Origin of the sequence: uncultured Helcococcus sp., from assembly GCF_946998255.1 — a bacterium.
In the GTDB taxonomy this organism is placed as follows: Bacteria; Bacillota; Clostridia; order Tissierellales; family Peptoniphilaceae; genus Helcococcus.
Genome location: NZ_CAMPYN010000029.1, coordinates 1 through 15,643, shown reverse-complemented (window position 1 = coordinate 15,643; position 15,643 = coordinate 1). Strand labels below are relative to the sequence as shown.

Here is a 15,643-nt window from a genome sequence, read left to right as displayed (position 1 = left end):
AGGTGAACTACCTTGTTTAAGTCGGAATAAGTAAAGTTTTCAGTATCTATTTGGCCTAAAACGGTGGTTAAAAGATTTGTATACATAATTTCTTCTGGGCTATTTATATGACCAATATCAAATACTAGGTCAATATAGTCTACACCAGATGTTGGTAAATCATGACTTAAAATAGTATAAGCATCTTTTGAAATTACCTTCCTATCTATCCTTGGTAAATGAGTATTTACATCAGATTTTGCAAGTCTTGGAATAGTTGCCTTTTCTTCTTCTGTATTTTCTCTATTTTGGAAGGCTTCCATTTCTTCTCTAGACTTTTCTAAATCTTCAAGTTCAACTTGACTTAAGTTGTTTTTCTTTTCTTCTAGTAATTCTGCTATTTCCTTGTCTCTCTGTGCATTTAGCCCTTGTTTTGGTATATGACTAACAATGGACTTGTGTTTAGAATTTAGAATATTATCCTTGATGAAGTTTTCTATTAAGTTTAAATCTAGGTTGTTTTCAATGTATTGTAAGTCTTTTTCTATATCTATAGCATCAATAGGTGATTGGTCATACAACCATGATTCAAAGGCGTTTGTAAAGTAGGCAATACCCTTGGTTGGATAGCCGCCTTTTTCTTTTAAGTCAAATTTATAGCTATTTAATTCAGCTAAGACTAGATCTTTGTCTAAACCTTCTACAACTATTTTTTCAAGTTCTTCTTCTATAATATTTACAAATTCATCCCTATTTTCTGGATTAATATTTTTAGCAACTAGTGAAAATGAGCACTGGTTGGTATTTTGAGAAGCTGAGAAAACCACATCTAAAATACCTGATGACATCAGCCTTTGTTTAATAGGTGAGGATTCATTATTTATTAAAATTGAGGATACTAAATTAGATAAAATCCTGATTTTTGAATCTTCTGCATTTCCAAGTAGGGTTGTATAGGAAATAAAGGCTTCATTAGGCTTCATTTCTTTTGCGGTATTTAAATAGTTTACAGAATATCTTGTTTCTCCAAAGTACTCTTGTTTTTCTAAGTGAGAATGAACATTCCTATATTCATAATTGGATAGGTAGTCTCTATCTATATAGTCCAGATATTCTTCATAATCCATATTTCCATATAAGAATATATAAGAATTTGTTGGGTGATAAAATTCCTTGTAATAGTCTAAAAATTCACCATAGCTTAGGCTAGGGATTTGATAGGGGTCACCACCAGAATTGAAGGCATAAATTGTGTCTGGTTGTAATTCTTCATAAATACTTCTATAAACTTGAGATTCTAATGAAGACATTGAACCACGCATTTCGTTATACACAACGCCCTTGTAGCTTAACTTATCATCTTCTAAATGATATCTCCAGCCTTCTTGCTTGAAGATTTTTTCATCTTCTTTAACTTTTGGATTGAAAACAGCATCTAGGTAAAGATCTGTAAGATTTCTAAAGTCTTGGTCATTTCTAGAAGCTACTGGATAAATAGTTTTATCCGGATAGGTCATAGCATTTAAAAATGTATTTAAAGATCCCTTCACCATATCCATAAAAGGTTCCCTAGTTCTATATTTTTTTGAACCGTTCAATACACAGTGTTCAATAATATGACAGACACCATTTGATGATTTTGGTGGAGTCCTAAAACCTATACCAAAAACCTTGTTGTCATCTTCGTTTGGCATGATGAAAACTTTAGCTTTAGTTTTAGTATGTTCTAAAACTAAGGCTTTAGATTGTTCATTTTCTAAATATTTTTCTTCTATTAATTTATAATTTTTCATAAAGACCTCCATGATATTATATATATTTTATTAGATAATCTTTATAAATACAATAAATAATATTTAAGAGAAAATATAAAGAAAAGTTAACAATATTGAGAGTTTTTATCTAGGATTTTAAGTTATAATAAATATATAAGTATTTGTCTAAATAGTATAGAAAATAGGATTATGCTAAATATTAACTTTAACTTGATATTTCTTGCTTGCTTTGGTATACTATCTCAGTAAATCTCTACACCATTAAACAGTGGGGTGAAACCGAAGGGAGGCATTAAATGAACAATTATGAAATGATAGTTATTTTAAAGCCTAATTTAGAAGACGAAACAAAGAAAGCTGCTTTACAAAGATTATACGATGCAGTAGAATCTGATGGTAAACTTGGTGAAGTAGACGATTGGGGCGTTAGAAAATTAGCTTATGAAATAAACCATTTAAAAGAAGGTGATTTTGTTTTAGTAAACTTTGAAGCAAATCCTTCACTTGTTAAAGAGTTAGAAAGAAGAGCTCAAATCACTGACTCAATCATTAAATATTTAGTAGTTAAAAAATAATCCTACAAAATAAGGAGGATTTATGAATAACGTAGTATTAATGGGAAGATTAACAAGAGATCCTGAGTTAAGATACGTTCAAACAGGCGGAAATACAGCAGTGGCAAGATTTTCACTAGCTGTGGATAAAAATTTATCTAGAGAAAAAAGACAAGAGATGGAATCAAAGGGTCAACCAACAGCTGATTTTATAAATGTTACAGCATGGGGAAGACTTGGAGAAACTGTTGCTAAATATTCAGGAAAGGGATTGAGACTTCTTGTAAATGGAAGGATTCAAACCGGTTCATATGAAAAAGATGGTGAAAGAAGATATACTACTGAAGTAGTTGCACAAAGTGTAGAAATTATTGATTGGAAAGATTCAAACAATAGTGGATCATTCAACAATTCAAATTCACAAGCATCTTCAGCAGACAATTATCAAGCACCAATTGATGATGATTTTGAGTATTCAGCAGATTTTGATCCAACAGAAGATGAAAGGATTCCATTTTAATTACGAAGGAGAATTAAATGGCAAGAAGATTTAGACAAAGAAAAAAAGTTTGCAGTTTTTGCAAAGATGCAAACAAAAAAATAGATTACAAGGATGTTAACACATTAAAATCATTCATTTCTGAAAGAGGTAAAATCTTACCAAGAAGAGTGACTGGTACATGTGCTCAACACCAAAGAGAAGTTGCTAGAGAAATCAAAAAAGCAAGACAAATAGCTATTTTACCATACCAAGTAAACTAGTATAAAAGAGACGAGGATATTTTTATTCCTCGTCTTTTCTTTATAAATGTATTTTTACTATGCTATAATTTAATATGAGGTGAATATGAGTCAAGCATTGTATAGAAAATATAGGCCCAAGGACTTTGACCAAGTTTTAGGCCAAGATAACATAGTCAACATATTAAAAAATCAAATTAAAAATAAAAATATATCACATGCTTATATATTTTCAGGTGGTCGTGGTACAGGGAAGACTTCTACAGCAAAGATTTTTTCAAAGGCTGTTAACTGTCTAAATCCTATTGAAGGAAACCCATGCAATGAATGTGCAAACTGCCGAGCTATTTTAGAAGAAAGAACCATGGATATAGTTGAAATGGATGCTGCTTCAAATAGAAGGATAGATGATATCAGGCAACTAAGAGATCAGGTTATATACCCACCAAGTAATTTGAAATATAAGGTATATATAATTGACGAAGCTCACATGATTACTAATGAAGGTTTTAATGCTCTTTTGAAAATTATGGAAGAGCCACCAAAGCACCTTATATTTATTTTAGCAACTACAGAAATTGATAAGATTCCAGATACCATATTATCTAGAACACAAAGATTTGAATTCAAATCTATCTCTGAAAGAGATATAAGCAAGCAGATAAATTTAGTTCTAGACCAAGAGTATGTCAAACTAGAAGATAGGGCTGTTGACATCATAGCAAATGCGGCTTCAGGAGCTATGAGAGATGGTTTATCGATTTTAGACCAAGTCTTATCAATAGGTAAAAAAGAAATTTTAGCATCAGATGTTTATGACCTATTAGGAATATTTTCTGACCAAGTAAAGATAAATTATGCACAAGCTATATTTAATAAAAATATAGAATCCTTGCTAAGGATAATCGATGAGGAATTAGACAAGGGTAAAAATCCAAATAACTTTATCAAAGAGGTAATTAGCTTTTTTAAAGATTTAATTTATGTTAAGTTGAATATAAAAAGCTACGATTTCAATGGATTAGTAGAAAATATAAGTTTAGAACAAATCATCAATTCTTTAGATATTCTTTTAGAGTATGAAGATATGATGAAAAAATCAGACAATCCAGACTTATTATTTAAGCTGGCTTCAGTTAGGTTGGTAGACTATATGCCTAGACTAAGTTTAGAAGAAAAGGTTAAAAACTTAGAGGAAAGAATAGCCTATTTAGAAGAAAATGGATCACTTATAAGTGCTAACAGAAGCACAGAAAATAGGGATACTTTGAGAAGTCCTAAGCATGAAAAAAGCGAATCTATTCAAATGAATGAAGAAGGATCTTTCTTGGATGCTAGTGAAAAAGAGGACAAAATTCCTGAAATTCCTATTGAAAGTAAGAACGATCAAGATTTAAATCATGCCAATCAAGTAGAGAAATCTTTAGATGAAGAGGATTCGTCTGCTATAGGCGATAGATATTTATCTATCTTGTCTGGAAATTACCCACAGACTAAGCCTTTATTAAAGGGGATAAAGAAAATTAATTCAAGAGAAAACCAAATAGACTTACAGGTAGACCAAAAAGAATATAGGATGATTTCAGCAATGAAAATATTCTTTGAAAGTGCAGGTCGAGACTTATCCAATGAAATGGGTAAAGAATATAAGGTAAATATTGTTTTAAGCAAAGAAAGTCCAGAAGTAATAAATGAAAAAGATGAAAAAATAGATAACTTAAGTGATTTTTTTGACGGAAATATAAATATTATAAATAAAAAATAAGGAGAATTTTATGGCAAGAAGAGGTGGATTTGGCGGAGGAAACATGGGCCAAATGATGAAACAAGTACAAAAAATGCAAGCAGACATGCAAAAAGCACAAGCTGAAATAGAAGCAACAACTGTAAATGCATCCTCAGGTGGGGGAATGGTTGAAGTTGAAATTAATGGTAAAAAAGAAGTTTTATCTATTAAAATTGATGAAGCTGCAGTAGATCCAGAAGATGTAGAAATGCTAGAAGATATGGTGTTGACAGCAGTGAATGATGCCATCAAGCAAGTTGAAGAACTAACAGAATCTAAGATGGGTAAATTTACTAGCGGCATGCCTGGTCTATTCTAATAAGTAGAAAGAGGAATAATGAAGGAATATCCTGAATCCATTGAGGAGTTAATTGAAAATCTTAGAAAATTACCCTCAGTGGGAAGAAAATCTGCCCAGAGGATGGCCTTACATGTAGTAAATATGGACAAAAACAATATTGAATCCATAATAAAAGCCTTCCAAGATGTTAAAGATAAGATAAAAAAATGTGAAATTTGTGGTAATTTTACTGAAGATAAGATATGCCAAATATGTAGAGATGATAACAGGGATAAGTCAACTATATGTGTAGTTGAAGATGTTACCAATCTTATAACAATTGAAAAATCAAATTCTTTTAATGGGACCTACCATGTATTAAATGGATTAATAAATCCTGGTGCAGCTATATCAAATGATACAAGTGATATAGATAGGTTGGTTGATAGGATAAAAAATGACGATATAAAAGAATTGATTTTTGCTATTTCACCTACTTTAGAAGGTGAAACAACTATGCTTTTTATAAGAGAATTGGTAAAGAATAAAGATATTAAAATCACTAGGATAGCAAGTGGAATACCAATAGGTGGTAATCTAGAATACTTCGACGAATTAACCTTAAGTAAGGCTCTAGAAGATAGGAGAGACCTAGGATAGGCCTATAGCTATCTTATGCAAATCTTGACAAAGAACTATTATATGTTATCATAGTATTGTTAAAGATTTGTTTTTTACAAATCAAAATATTTAGGAGGATTAATAATGAAAAGATTATTAAGTTTATTATTAGCTTTAGTTTTAGTGTTTTCATTAGTTGCATGTTCAGATAAGGGAACAGAAACTAAGGGTGAAACAAAAACTGAAACTGCAGGCGAAACAGGAAAAGAAACTGTAAAAGAAGCAGAAACAAGTGCAGCAATTGAAAAAATTGCTTTAGGTACAAGCGTATCATTAGGAAGTAGTAAAGACTCAACTGCACAACAAGATGTAACAATTGCGGCTTTAGCTTTAGACGCTGAAGGTAAAATTGTAAAAGCACATATTGATGTTGCTCAAAGTAAATTCAAAGTTAAAGAAGATGGAACTTTTGAAGTAGCACCAGAATCAACAGAATTCAAAACAAAACACGAATTAAAAGATGACTATGGTATGAAAAAAGCTTCAGGCATCGAAAAAGAATGGTTTGAACAAGCTAAAGGCTTCGAAGATTACATAATTGGTAAGACAATTGATGAAGTAGTTGCTATTGCAACAAAACCTTCAGAAGATGGATCACATCCAAATGTACCAGCAGAAGCAGACTTATTAGCTACAACAACAATTGACATTGGAGCATTCCAAAAAGCAGTTGCTGATGCAGCAAACCACACAAAAGATGCTAAGGGTGCAACAAGCCTAGGTTTAGCTGTTAAAACAGCTTTAGGTCACGGTACAGCTCCAGCTCAAGATGGTAAGGGTGCAAATGTACAATTTGAATCAAATATTTCAGTTACAGCTTTAGATAAAGATGGCAAAGTAGTTGCTTCTCTAATCGATACAGCACAAAACGCAGTACCATTTGGTGAAGACCACAAAGTTTCTTCAGAATTAAAAGCTGAAGGTACAACAAAGAAAAAACTTGGTGCTGAATATGGTATGAAAGAAACATCAGCTAAGATCGGTAAGATCAAAGATGGTGGTGAATGGTTCGAACAAGTTGAAGGTCTAGAAAACCACTTAGTTGGAAAAACTAAAGATGAAGTTTCAAGCATCGAATTAAAAGATGGTGCACCAGCTGAAGGTACAGACCTAGTTGCAACAACAACAATTGCAATTACAGACTTACAAGAAGCAACAGTAAAATCATTTGATAATGTAAAATAATTTTATTGAATATAAATTTTCAGAAGAGCTCAAAAGAGCTCTTCTTTTTGTGTAATTTATTTTTTATAGTATAATGTTATAGTTACAGAAAGATAGGAGTAGCTATGAAAAAAATATTATTATTCTTAAGTTTAGTTTTTGTTTTTACAGGATGTTCAAGTAAAAAAGAAAAACACACCAATACTTTTTATGATACTTTTGATACACAAATAATTTATTTAGAATATACTAAAACAGAAAAAGAATATGAAGAAAATTATAATTTTGTAAAGGATGAATTTACAAGGCTTCATAAACTATATGATAATTATAGAAAATATGAAGGTATAAACAATATAAGTACTGTAAATGAAAAGGCTGGAAAAGAAGCTGTAGTAGTTGATAAGGACTTATTCAATCTTGTTAAGTTTTCAATTGATAACTATGAAAAAAGTCTGGGTTATACAAATATAGCCATGGGGTCTGTGCTTGATATCTGGCATGATGTAAGAGAAAAAAATAAAGAGCTTGAAGAATCTGAAAGAACATTGCCAAATAGGGAAGCCTTAGAAGAAGCTGATAAGCATACAGATATAAATAATATAGTTTTAAATGAAGAGGATTCATCAATATATATAAAGGATCCAAAGACTCAAATTGACTTAGGTGCTGTAGCCAAGGGCTATGCAGTTGAACTTATAGCTCAAAAACTAGAGGACAAGGGTGTTGAAAATGGGTCTATAAATGCTGGTGGAAATGTCAGGACCATAGGAAAACCAGGAGATGGAAGAGAAACTTGGGGAGTAGCTCTACAAAATCCGAACTTAGAAGCAAAAGGATTTTTAGATGTTCTATATATCGAAGGTAGTAAGTCTGTAGTAACAAGTGGTGATTATCAAAGATTTTTCACTTACAAGGGTAAAAATTACCACCACTTAATAAATCCATATGAACTTGAGCCTACACAAAATTATAGGGCAGTAACAGTAGTTACAAAAGACTCAGGACTAGCAGATTTATTGTCTACAGCATTCTTTTTAGCTAAGCCTGAAGAATACGACCAATTAATCGAAAACTATAAAGACCAAGATATTGGATTGATTTGGGCTAATGAAACAATAGAAAAAAACACAGATAATATGGATGAAATTATGGCATCAAAGGGTGCTAAAAGCAGATAAATTTTAAAAGAAGCGAAGATTAATAAATCTTTGCTTCTTTTCATTTATGATAATAAATCACGGTGGTTATGAAGCAAATTATTTGTTAATTTCAAAACTGATGATCTTGTAATCATTCCTTTATATACCCCGTTATCATCTACTACATTTATGAAATTATAATTCACCAACAATTTAAGTACATCTTCAAATTCATAGTCTTCTTTGATAGTTGCATAGTGAGTGTCTAAATGGTCTCCAACAATTTCTGTTTCTAAAACTTCCATAGTAAAATTATCTAGATCTAAGGACTTGTAAATTTTATTAATGGAAATTAAACCTATGAATTTTTTGTCATAATTTAAAACTGGTATGGACATATAATTTGATTCTTTCAAAACTAGGATTGCATGTGCCAAGCTGTTATTGTAAAACACCATAGATATATTATTATAAGGTGTCATTATACTAGATGTATTGTTTAAATAATAATCTTGAATTTTTTTATCAATCATGTATTCCTCCTAAAGGATTATATAAGTAATTATATATCAAGTTAAAGTGAAAATAAAATGTAGAAATAAGAATATAATATTTGTAAAAGTTACATTTTAATTACAATTTGTGTTATAATTTAGCTATCGAATAAATAGAGAATTAGGAGAAGGAGAATGAATACGAATAAAGTAAATATTAAGTTAATAGTAGTTGTTTTATTATTAGCAATTGTATTGCCGTTATTTGCTACTATTTCTGGCGTTTATGCCAATATCAGTAGGACTGAATTAGAAAGACATGCTAATAAATATGGGTATGCTGTAAATGCATCAGATTCAACTGTTAGATTAGATAAAACAGCAGATGGTTATGTAACAGCAGAAAATGCAGAGAAAAAAGTTGATGCAAAAACAAAATATAATGCTGGTTCATATCATGTTTATAAGATATCTGGAAAAGCTATAAACTTGTCTAAAAAGCAAGGTCAAGCTGGATCATGGATAAATGTCGATGACTTAGCAAAGGCTGAAACAAAAGCTCAAGGTAGTATTTCTGGAGAAAAAGTTACTGTAAAGAATGCAGTTAAAGTTTACAGAAATGCTAAAAACGCCCTAGAAGCTAGATCAGCTGTAACAAGCTATCCAGCAGGCACGTATTATATATATAAAAGAAGTGGAAATGCAATAAATATTTCTAAGTCAGCAGGAAGCAGCGGTGGCTGGATAGATGCAAGAACACTAGATGTTAAAGAAAACCCATCAGATTCAAAAAATTCTGATAATACAAGCAATACTGTCGAAAAGCTATCATTACCTAAGACAGTAAATGTATATATGAATGCACAAGATGCAAGAAATGAAAAAAATGCTGTAAAAACATATGCAGCAGGAACATACTATGTATTTAATAGGGTTAGTGGTGCTGTAAATATTTCAAGAGTTAAAGGTCAAGCTGGTGCTTGGGTAAATTTAAATTCTTTAAATCAATCAAAGCCTGAGACACAAAAACCATCAAAACCTGAAACACCAAAACCATCAAATCCTGTAAAACCTACACCTACTCCTAGTGAAAATAAGGATAAACCAATTAACAATAATATCCAATCACTAGCAAAGGGAGATAGGGTAAACTTAAAATCTACTACAAATGTATACTTAAATGCTGAAGATGCAAGATCATCAAAAAATTCAGTTAAAACATATGCAGCAGGAACTTATTATGTATTCAGTACAAGAAGGGGTGCTGTTAATGTTTCTAAGTCATTGAGTAGCCCAGGTGCCTGGGTGAACGTAAATGACATAAATGGTCAATCTAAAGGTGTAGAAACAAAACCTACACCAAAACCTAAACCAAAACCTAAACCAGAACCATCTAAACCAGTTGACTCACCAAGTGTAAATACAAATTCATTAACAATAGTTGATGGTGTAGTTAACCTACCATTTGATGTACCTACATATAGAAATGCTTATAATGCTTTATCAGGTACAAATAGCGTAGGTGTATTGAGAGCTGGACAATATTATGTATTCAATACTAAAGGAAATGCTGTAAACTTAACAAAAGTAAAAGGTACACCAGGTGGTTGGATAAGTGCAACAATAGCACCAAAAGCATCTGATATAGAAAAACCATCAGATAACTCAGTAGATGTAAAACCAGAAAATGGTACAAAATCTAATTTTGTATTAGTTTTAGATCCAGGTCATGGTGGTGGTGCCGCTCACAATAGAGGTGGTTTGCTGTTTAATGAGGGAGACCAAAACTATAAATTTGCTTTAGAAATCCAAAAAGCAGCAAGTAAATATGAAAATGTTACAACACATATTACTAGAAAAAATATTAATGATGATCCTAGCTTGAAGGCTAGAGCTGAAGCAGGAAATGGTTCTGACTTATATCTATCAGTACACTCAAATGCTTCGTCAAGTAGCTCAACAAGGGGTGTTGAAGTATATGGTTCAGTAGATAACAAGTCAGAAGCTCTTGGAAAAGATTTAGCAAATACAATTTCAAATAAATTATCTACACCAAATAGAGGTCTTAGATATAGAGACTACGATTCAGGAAGAATAACAAGAACAAAACCTGCTAGTGGAAAAGATTACTATGGTGTTTTAAGAGGAAACGGTTCAAATGAAAAATATATAGTAGAAACGGTTTTCCATACAAACTACAAAGATTCAAAAGTTTATCTTGAAAACCAAAAAGCTTTAGCAGAAAGCTTCATGCAAGTAGTTGCAAGACACTATAATTTAAGATTAAAGTAATTTGAATTAAATATTTAATAATTAAAAGGGGTATTCAAAAACGAATACTCCTTTATTTTTTATATAAGAATAATCTTGAATAGTGGAAAAATATGTATAAAAAATATATAATTTAATATAAGGAGGAGTATGATGAATGGTAAATTTATTGTATTCGAAGGTTCAGATGGTTCAGGGAAGTCAACAGTACTTGAAAGGGTAAAAAGCTATTTAGACCAAAAGAATATAGATTATGTATTAACAAGAGAACCTGGTGGTACATCTATAGGTGAACAGATTAGAGATATTTTATTAAATGTAGACAGTCATAAAATGCATGATAGGACTGAAGTTCTATTATTTGCTGCAGCTAGGGCTCAATCTGTAGAAGAAAAAGTAAAACCAAATATTGAAGCAGGAAAGTTAGTTATTTCAGATAGGTATGTATTATCATCTCTAGCTTATCAAGGTTATGCAAGACAAGTTGGAGTTGATGAAGTAAGGGCTATAAACGACTTTGCTACAGACAACTTAAAACCTGACTATACATTCTTTTTAGATGTTGATCCAATCACTGTTTTGAATAGAAAAAAGGCTAGTGAAGATCCGGACAGGTTAGAAAAAGAAGCTAATCTCTTCCACGAAAGAGTCTATGAAGGCTATAAGCAATTGATAGATGATGAAAGTTTTATTGTAATTGATGCCTCAAAGACAGTTGATGAAGTTGTAAATGATGTAATAGAAAAATTAGATGAAATTTTGGAGGAAAAATGAAATTAGTATTAGCTATTGTTCAAGACAATGATGTAAATATGCTAATGGATGATTTAGTAGAAAATAAATTTTCAGTAACTAAATTATCTACAAGTGGCGGGTTCTTAAAAGAAGGTAACACAACCTTGCTTTTAGGGGTTGAAGAAGATAAGTTAGATAAATGCTTAGAGGTTATTGAAGCTAATAGTAAAAGAAGGAAGACTACAACTTCAATAATTAATACTTCAGGTCAATCTACCTTATTCAATTCCTTACCTGTAGAAATTGAAATTGGCGGAGCAACAATATTTATCTTAGATGTAGACCAATTTATTAAGTTGTAATGTTGGACCCTATTTTACAAAAACAAATAGCTGAGAATAAGATTTTTCACGCATATATTTTTGAAGGTGAAAAGGATCTAGTTATAGATCAGTATAAAGAATTTGCCAAAAGTATTTATAGTAAAGAGACTAATATCGATATAAATAATTTGGTTGAATTGATAGAAGCTGAAAATGAAAATATTTCTATAGAACAAATTAGAGATTTAAATAGAAAGGTTTTTAATAAGCCTTCTAAGTTGAAATATAACTTGTATGTTATAAAAGATGCTCATTTTATGCGTACAGAAGCACAAAATGCTATGCTTAAAACCTTAGAAGATTTGCCAGACTACAGTATTGTAATCTTGCTAACTAACAATAGGTATAAATTATTAAATACCATTATTTCTAGATGTCAATTGATTAGTTTAAATGCTAGTGCAAGGATTGACCTGGATAGTGAACTTGGCAAAAATACCATCCATTTACTGAAAGAAGCTTTATCAAACAAGTATTACTTTATAAATAAAGAGAAAAATTTGTTGAAGGAACTTTCAAATAATAAAAGTGAGTTTTTAAATCTTTTAAGTAAAATCTTTATTGATGCAAAATTTTCTGATATTAGTTCAATTGAGAATTTAGAATATAAAAATCTATTAAATAGGATGAGCGTATTTTTAATTAGCGAAATTGAAGAAATCTTGATGAAGATAGAAAATATCAGGAAGCTTATGGATGTAAAAATCAATTTTCAACTGGCGGTTGAAGACTTATTCTTAACTATTATAAAAATAAATAAAAAAGCAGAAAAAAGAAAGGGTATCAAATGATTTATTTTGTATCTACACCAATAGGTAACTTGGAAGATATAACACTTAGGGCGATTAAAACTCTAGAAAGTTCAGATATAATATATTGTGAAGATACCAGGACTTCTAAAAAGTTATTGGATGCCTATGACATCAAGGCTAAGCTTTCCTCTTACCATAAATTTAATGAAAAAGAACGATTGGATGAGATCATAAGCAAGGCTTTAGATGGGTTAACCATTTCAATAATATCAGACGCAGGTATGCCCGCTATATCAGACCCTGGAAATATTCTTATAAATAGTTTAATAGAAAATAGTATAGAATACACTGTTTTACCGGGGCCTAGTGCCTTTACTACTGCCTTAGTCCTCAGCGGATTTGATAATAGTGAATTTAAGTTTTTTGGTTTTTTTCCAAGTAAGGATAAGGATAGAAAAAACTTGATTGAAAAAATAAAAAAAGATTCATGTACTACAATATTCTACGAAAGTCCTCATAGGATTTTTAAAACTTTAGAGTTTTTATCAGAAAATATAAGTGACCACAATATTGCCGTAGTAAGAGAAATATCAAAAATATATGAAGATATTAAAATATTTAAAGCCAAAGATTACAAAGATATGGATATAGTAGACAAGGGTGAAATAGTTTTGTTGATTGATAAATATGACAAGATTGAAGTAGTAGATGATGAATTTATTAAAGATAAAATGTTAAAGCTACTATCTGAAGGTTTAACAAAAAAATCAGCAATAAAAATTTTACAAAAAGAATTAAATATTAATAAAAATAAATTATATGATATTTCTTTAGAAATATAGGCTAATACATATTTATTATACATTTATTAGTTAGTCTATATATAGACTAAAATAAGGAGTAAAAATGAAATATTTTGGAACAGATGGATTTAGAGGAGAAGCAAATATAGGCCTTACTGTAAAACATGCCTTTAAAATAGGTAGATTTCTGGGCTATTACTTCAAAAAAGATAATCCACAAGCAAGAATAGTTATAGGTAAAGACACACGTAGATCATCTTATATGCTTGAGTCTGCCTTAGCTGCAGGTATTACATCAAGTGGTGCGGATGCTTATTTACTTCATGTTACCACAACACCAAGTGTTTCTTATATCACGAGAACAGAAGAATTTGATGCAGGGATTATGATTTCTGCAAGCCACAATCCATTCTATGATAATGGTATAAAACTATTAGATAGTAAGGGTTACAAGCTTGAAGACAGTGTTTTAGAAGAACTTGAAAAATATATAGATAGTGAAGAAGACTATATTGAGTATGCAGTTAAAGATGAAATAGGTAGGACTGTAGACCACGTTGTTGGTAGAAATAGATATATAGCTTATCTTGCAACAGTTGTAAGTAAATCCTTTAAGGGTGTAAAAGTTCTAGTTGATGCCTCAAATGGTGCGGCTTACCAAATATCAAACAATGTTTTTGATATCTTAGGTGCAGATGTTGAAATGATGAACAATAAGCCAGATGGTTACAATATCAACTTAAATGCTGGCTCTACCCATATTGAAGCTTTAGCCGAAAGAGTAAAAGAAGGTAACTATGATATAGGTATAGCCTATGATGGTGATGCTGATAGATGTTTAGCTGTAGATGAAAAAGGAAACATTGTTGATGGTGATGCTATCATGTATGTTTTCGCTAAATATTTAAAACAAATTGATGAATTAAGCAAAAATGTTTTAGTTACGACCGTTATGTCAAACCTAGGATTATTTAAATCACTAGAAGAGTTAGGTATTGATTATGTAATGACTCAAGTCGGTGATAAATATGTTTCTGAAGAAATAAAAGAAAATGGTTATAGCATTGGTGGAGAACAATCAGGTCATATAATTTATTCAAAATATGCAACAACAGGTGATGGTATTTTAACTTCTCTTAAGTTGATTGAAATCATGGTAAAACAAAAAATGCCCCTATCATTATTAGTTAAAGACTTAAAAACCTACCCACAAGTATTAGAAAATGTTAGGGTAAAGGATAAAAATGTAGTATTGGGCGATGAAGATGTTCAAGCGGCCATAAAAGAAGTTGAAAAAGATATAGAAGATAAGGGAAGACTCTTAGTTAGAGTATCAGGTACAGAACCAATCATTAGAGTTATGGTTGAAGCTGAAACAGATGAAGAATGTCACATGTTTGCTGATAGAGTCGTACAAGTGATAAAGGACAAGGGTTATATAGCTTAAAAAAAGACTGGTGGTGAAATGAAAAAAATTAATCCTGGCATTTTAATTATAATTTTATTACTAATGTTTTCTTTAGTTTTTTACTTTTTACCTATCCAGCAATTTAAAAAGTCGAATTCTAATGATTTAATAAAAAACCCTCATAGCTTGGTTGGATCAGAAAAAATTAGGATAGCTACAATGAAAACTGATAAGCCGCTTAATCCCTTAAGCGATGGTGGAGAAAAGATTTCTTTACTCACTAGATTAATCAACACGTCATTATTTAAGCAAGCAGAAGATAATGAGATGAATCCAGACTTGGTAGACCAATATTGGTATGATGATGGTGGAAGTATTATATCTATGATATTGAAAAAAGATCAAAGCTTTGCAAATGGTAAAGAAATAAAGGCTCACCATGTTAAAAACACCTACAAGGTACTTGCTGACCCGCAATATAGTGGTACTTATACATCTTATGTAGATAATTTGAAGGGTTATTATCCATATAAATTGGGGCAAGATAGTTTTTTAGAAGCTATAGAAGTAGTTGATGATAACTTTATTAGATTCCACTTCAATGTAACCGACTTTTCTAATATAAACACCCTGACCTTTCCAATACTAGATATAGAAAATGATGATTTTAAGTATGGAGATATAAGTGAGATTCT

Annotated in this window: 17 protein-coding genes; 15 read left to right on the top strand and 2 right to left on the bottom strand. The window is 30.9% G+C overall.

Annotation, left to right across the window (positions count from 1 at the left end; translation table 11 throughout):
- A partial coding sequence (locus Q0U66_RS03680) for an insulinase family protein (protein WP_297377575.1) occupies window positions 1-1,772 on the bottom strand: 1,772 nt, incomplete at its 3' end.
- A gap of 278 nt (window positions 1,773-2,050) precedes the next feature.
- On the opposite strand from Q0U66_RS03680, the gene rpsF reads away from it, so the two are divergent.
- From rpsF to Q0U66_RS03640, 8 genes are all read left to right on the top strand, one after another.
- Window positions 2,051-2,329, top strand: coding sequence for a 30S ribosomal protein S6 (gene rpsF, locus Q0U66_RS03675; RefSeq protein WP_103981786.1), 279 nt, complete (start codon window positions 2,051-2,053; stop codon window positions 2,327-2,329).
- A 22-nt stretch (window positions 2,330-2,351) separates the two neighbouring features.
- Window positions 2,352-2,828, top strand: a complete 477-nt coding sequence (gene ssb, locus Q0U66_RS03670; protein ID WP_297377572.1) for a single-stranded DNA-binding protein — start codon at window positions 2,352-2,354, stop codon at window positions 2,826-2,828.
- Between the two features lie 17 nt (window positions 2,829-2,845).
- On the top strand, window positions 2,846-3,070 hold the full coding sequence (gene rpsR / locus Q0U66_RS03665) for a 30S ribosomal protein S18 (protein WP_297377570.1): 225 nt from the start codon (window positions 2,846-2,848) through the stop codon (window positions 3,068-3,070).
- A gap of 85 nt (window positions 3,071-3,155) precedes the next feature.
- Complete coding sequence (dnaX, locus tag Q0U66_RS03660) at window positions 3,156-4,814, top strand: DNA polymerase III subunit gamma/tau (protein WP_297377567.1); 1,659 nt, start codon at window positions 3,156-3,158, stop codon at window positions 4,812-4,814.
- Window positions 4,815-4,824: 10 nt separating this feature from the next.
- Window positions 4,825-5,154 (top strand): YbaB/EbfC family nucleoid-associated protein, encoded by a 330-nt coding sequence (locus Q0U66_RS03655; RefSeq protein WP_297377566.1) that lies wholly within the window; start codon window positions 4,825-4,827, stop codon window positions 5,152-5,154.
- Window positions 5,155-5,172: 18 nt separating this feature from the next.
- Window positions 5,173-5,775: a recombination mediator RecR gene (gene recR, locus Q0U66_RS03650; RefSeq protein WP_297377564.1), complete on the top strand. Its 603-nt coding sequence runs from the start codon at window positions 5,173-5,175 to the stop codon at window positions 5,773-5,775.
- A 105-nt stretch (window positions 5,776-5,880) separates the two neighbouring features.
- Window positions 5,881-6,981, top strand: coding sequence for a hypothetical protein (locus tag Q0U66_RS03645; RefSeq protein WP_297377562.1), 1,101 nt, complete (start codon window positions 5,881-5,883; stop codon window positions 6,979-6,981).
- A 104-nt stretch (window positions 6,982-7,085) separates the two neighbouring features.
- Window positions 7,086-8,141 (top strand): FAD:protein FMN transferase, encoded by a 1,056-nt coding sequence (locus tag Q0U66_RS03640; protein ID WP_297377560.1) that lies wholly within the window; start codon window positions 7,086-7,088, stop codon window positions 8,139-8,141.
- 44 nt (window positions 8,142-8,185) lie between these two features.
- On the opposite strand, the gene cbpB is transcribed toward Q0U66_RS03640, so the two are convergent.
- Entirely contained in the window at window positions 8,186-8,635 is a 450-nt protein-coding gene (gene cbpB / locus Q0U66_RS03635; RefSeq protein WP_297377558.1) for a cyclic-di-AMP-binding protein CbpB, read from the bottom strand.
- Between the two features lie 156 nt (window positions 8,636-8,791).
- Between cbpB and Q0U66_RS03630 the strand changes: the two genes are divergently transcribed.
- The 7 genes from Q0U66_RS03630 to Q0U66_RS03600 form a co-directional block, all read left to right on the top strand.
- Window positions 8,792-10,888 (top strand): N-acetylmuramoyl-L-alanine amidase, encoded by a 2,097-nt coding sequence (locus tag Q0U66_RS03630; RefSeq protein ID WP_297377556.1) that lies wholly within the window; start codon window positions 8,792-8,794, stop codon window positions 10,886-10,888.
- A 132-nt stretch (window positions 10,889-11,020) separates the two neighbouring features.
- The gene (gene tmk, locus Q0U66_RS03625; RefSeq protein WP_297377554.1) at window positions 11,021-11,641 is read left to right on the top strand and encodes a dTMP kinase; all 621 of its coding nucleotides are present in this window, start codon (window positions 11,021-11,023) and stop codon (window positions 11,639-11,641) included.
- A complete protein-coding gene (locus Q0U66_RS03620) occupies window positions 11,638-11,964 on the top strand; it encodes a cyclic-di-AMP receptor (RefSeq protein ID WP_297377552.1) in 327 nt (108 codons plus the stop codon). Before tmk ends, Q0U66_RS03620 begins: the two co-directional genes overlap by 4 nt.
- On the top strand, window positions 11,964-12,776 hold the full coding sequence (locus tag Q0U66_RS03615) for a hypothetical protein (protein WP_297377550.1): 813 nt from the start codon (window positions 11,964-11,966) through the stop codon (window positions 12,774-12,776). Before Q0U66_RS03620 ends, Q0U66_RS03615 begins: the two co-directional genes overlap by 1 nt.
- Complete coding sequence (gene rsmI / locus Q0U66_RS03610; protein ID WP_297377548.1) at window positions 12,773-13,579, top strand: 16S rRNA (cytidine(1402)-2'-O)-methyltransferase; 807 nt, start codon at window positions 12,773-12,775, stop codon at window positions 13,577-13,579. Before Q0U66_RS03615 ends, rsmI begins: the two co-directional genes overlap by 4 nt.
- 64 nt (window positions 13,580-13,643) lie before the next feature.
- Window positions 13,644-14,987 carry a phosphoglucosamine mutase gene (gene glmM, locus Q0U66_RS03605; protein ID WP_297377546.1) on the top strand — a complete coding sequence of 448 codons (1,344 nt, stop codon included), beginning with the start codon at window positions 13,644-13,646 and terminating at the stop codon, window positions 14,985-14,987.
- Between the two features lie 18 nt (window positions 14,988-15,005).
- On the top strand, window positions 15,006-15,643 hold a 638-nt coding region (locus tag Q0U66_RS03600), incomplete at its 3' end, for an ABC transporter substrate-binding protein (protein WP_297377544.1).

Excerpts from the sequence above, each read along its gene's own strand:
- Q0U66_RS03620 (WP_297377552.1), top strand. The coding sequence starts at position 11,638 with ATGAAATTAGTATTAGCTATTGTTCAAGACAATGATGTAAATATGCTA.
- ssb (WP_297377572.1), top strand. The coding sequence starts at position 2,352 with ATGAATAACGTAGTATTAATGGGAAGATTAACAAGAGATCCTGAGTTA.
- Q0U66_RS03630 (WP_297377556.1), top strand. The coding sequence starts at position 8,792 with ATGAATACGAATAAAGTAAATATTAAGTTAATAGTAGTTGTTTTATTA.
- recR (WP_297377564.1), top strand. The coding sequence starts at position 5,173 with ATGAAGGAATATCCTGAATCCATTGAGGAGTTAATTGAAAATCTTAGA.
- rpsF (WP_103981786.1), top strand. The coding sequence starts at position 2,051 with ATGAACAATTATGAAATGATAGTTATTTTAAAGCCTAATTTAGAAGAC.
- Q0U66_RS03655 (WP_297377566.1), top strand. The coding sequence starts at position 4,825 with ATGGCAAGAAGAGGTGGATTTGGCGGAGGAAACATGGGCCAAATGATG.
- Q0U66_RS03640 (WP_297377560.1), top strand. The coding sequence starts at position 7,086 with ATGAAAAAAATATTATTATTCTTAAGTTTAGTTTTTGTTTTTACAGGA.
- cbpB (WP_297377558.1), bottom strand. The coding sequence starts at position 8,635 with ATGATTGATAAAAAAATTCAAGATTATTATTTAAACAATACATCTAGT.
- tmk (WP_297377554.1), top strand. The coding sequence starts at position 11,021 with ATGAATGGTAAATTTATTGTATTCGAAGGTTCAGATGGTTCAGGGAAG.
- glmM (WP_297377546.1), top strand. The coding sequence starts at position 13,644 with ATGAAATATTTTGGAACAGATGGATTTAGAGGAGAAGCAAATATAGGC.
- Q0U66_RS03615 (WP_297377550.1), top strand. The coding sequence starts at position 11,964 with ATGTTGGACCCTATTTTACAAAAACAAATAGCTGAGAATAAGATTTTT.
- rpsR (WP_297377570.1), top strand. The coding sequence starts at position 2,846 with ATGGCAAGAAGATTTAGACAAAGAAAAAAAGTTTGCAGTTTTTGCAAA.
- rsmI (WP_297377548.1), top strand. The coding sequence starts at position 12,773 with ATGATTTATTTTGTATCTACACCAATAGGTAACTTGGAAGATATAACA.
- dnaX (WP_297377567.1), top strand. The coding sequence starts at position 3,156 with ATGAGTCAAGCATTGTATAGAAAATATAGGCCCAAGGACTTTGACCAA.
- Q0U66_RS03645 (WP_297377562.1), top strand. The coding sequence starts at position 5,881 with ATGAAAAGATTATTAAGTTTATTATTAGCTTTAGTTTTAGTGTTTTCA.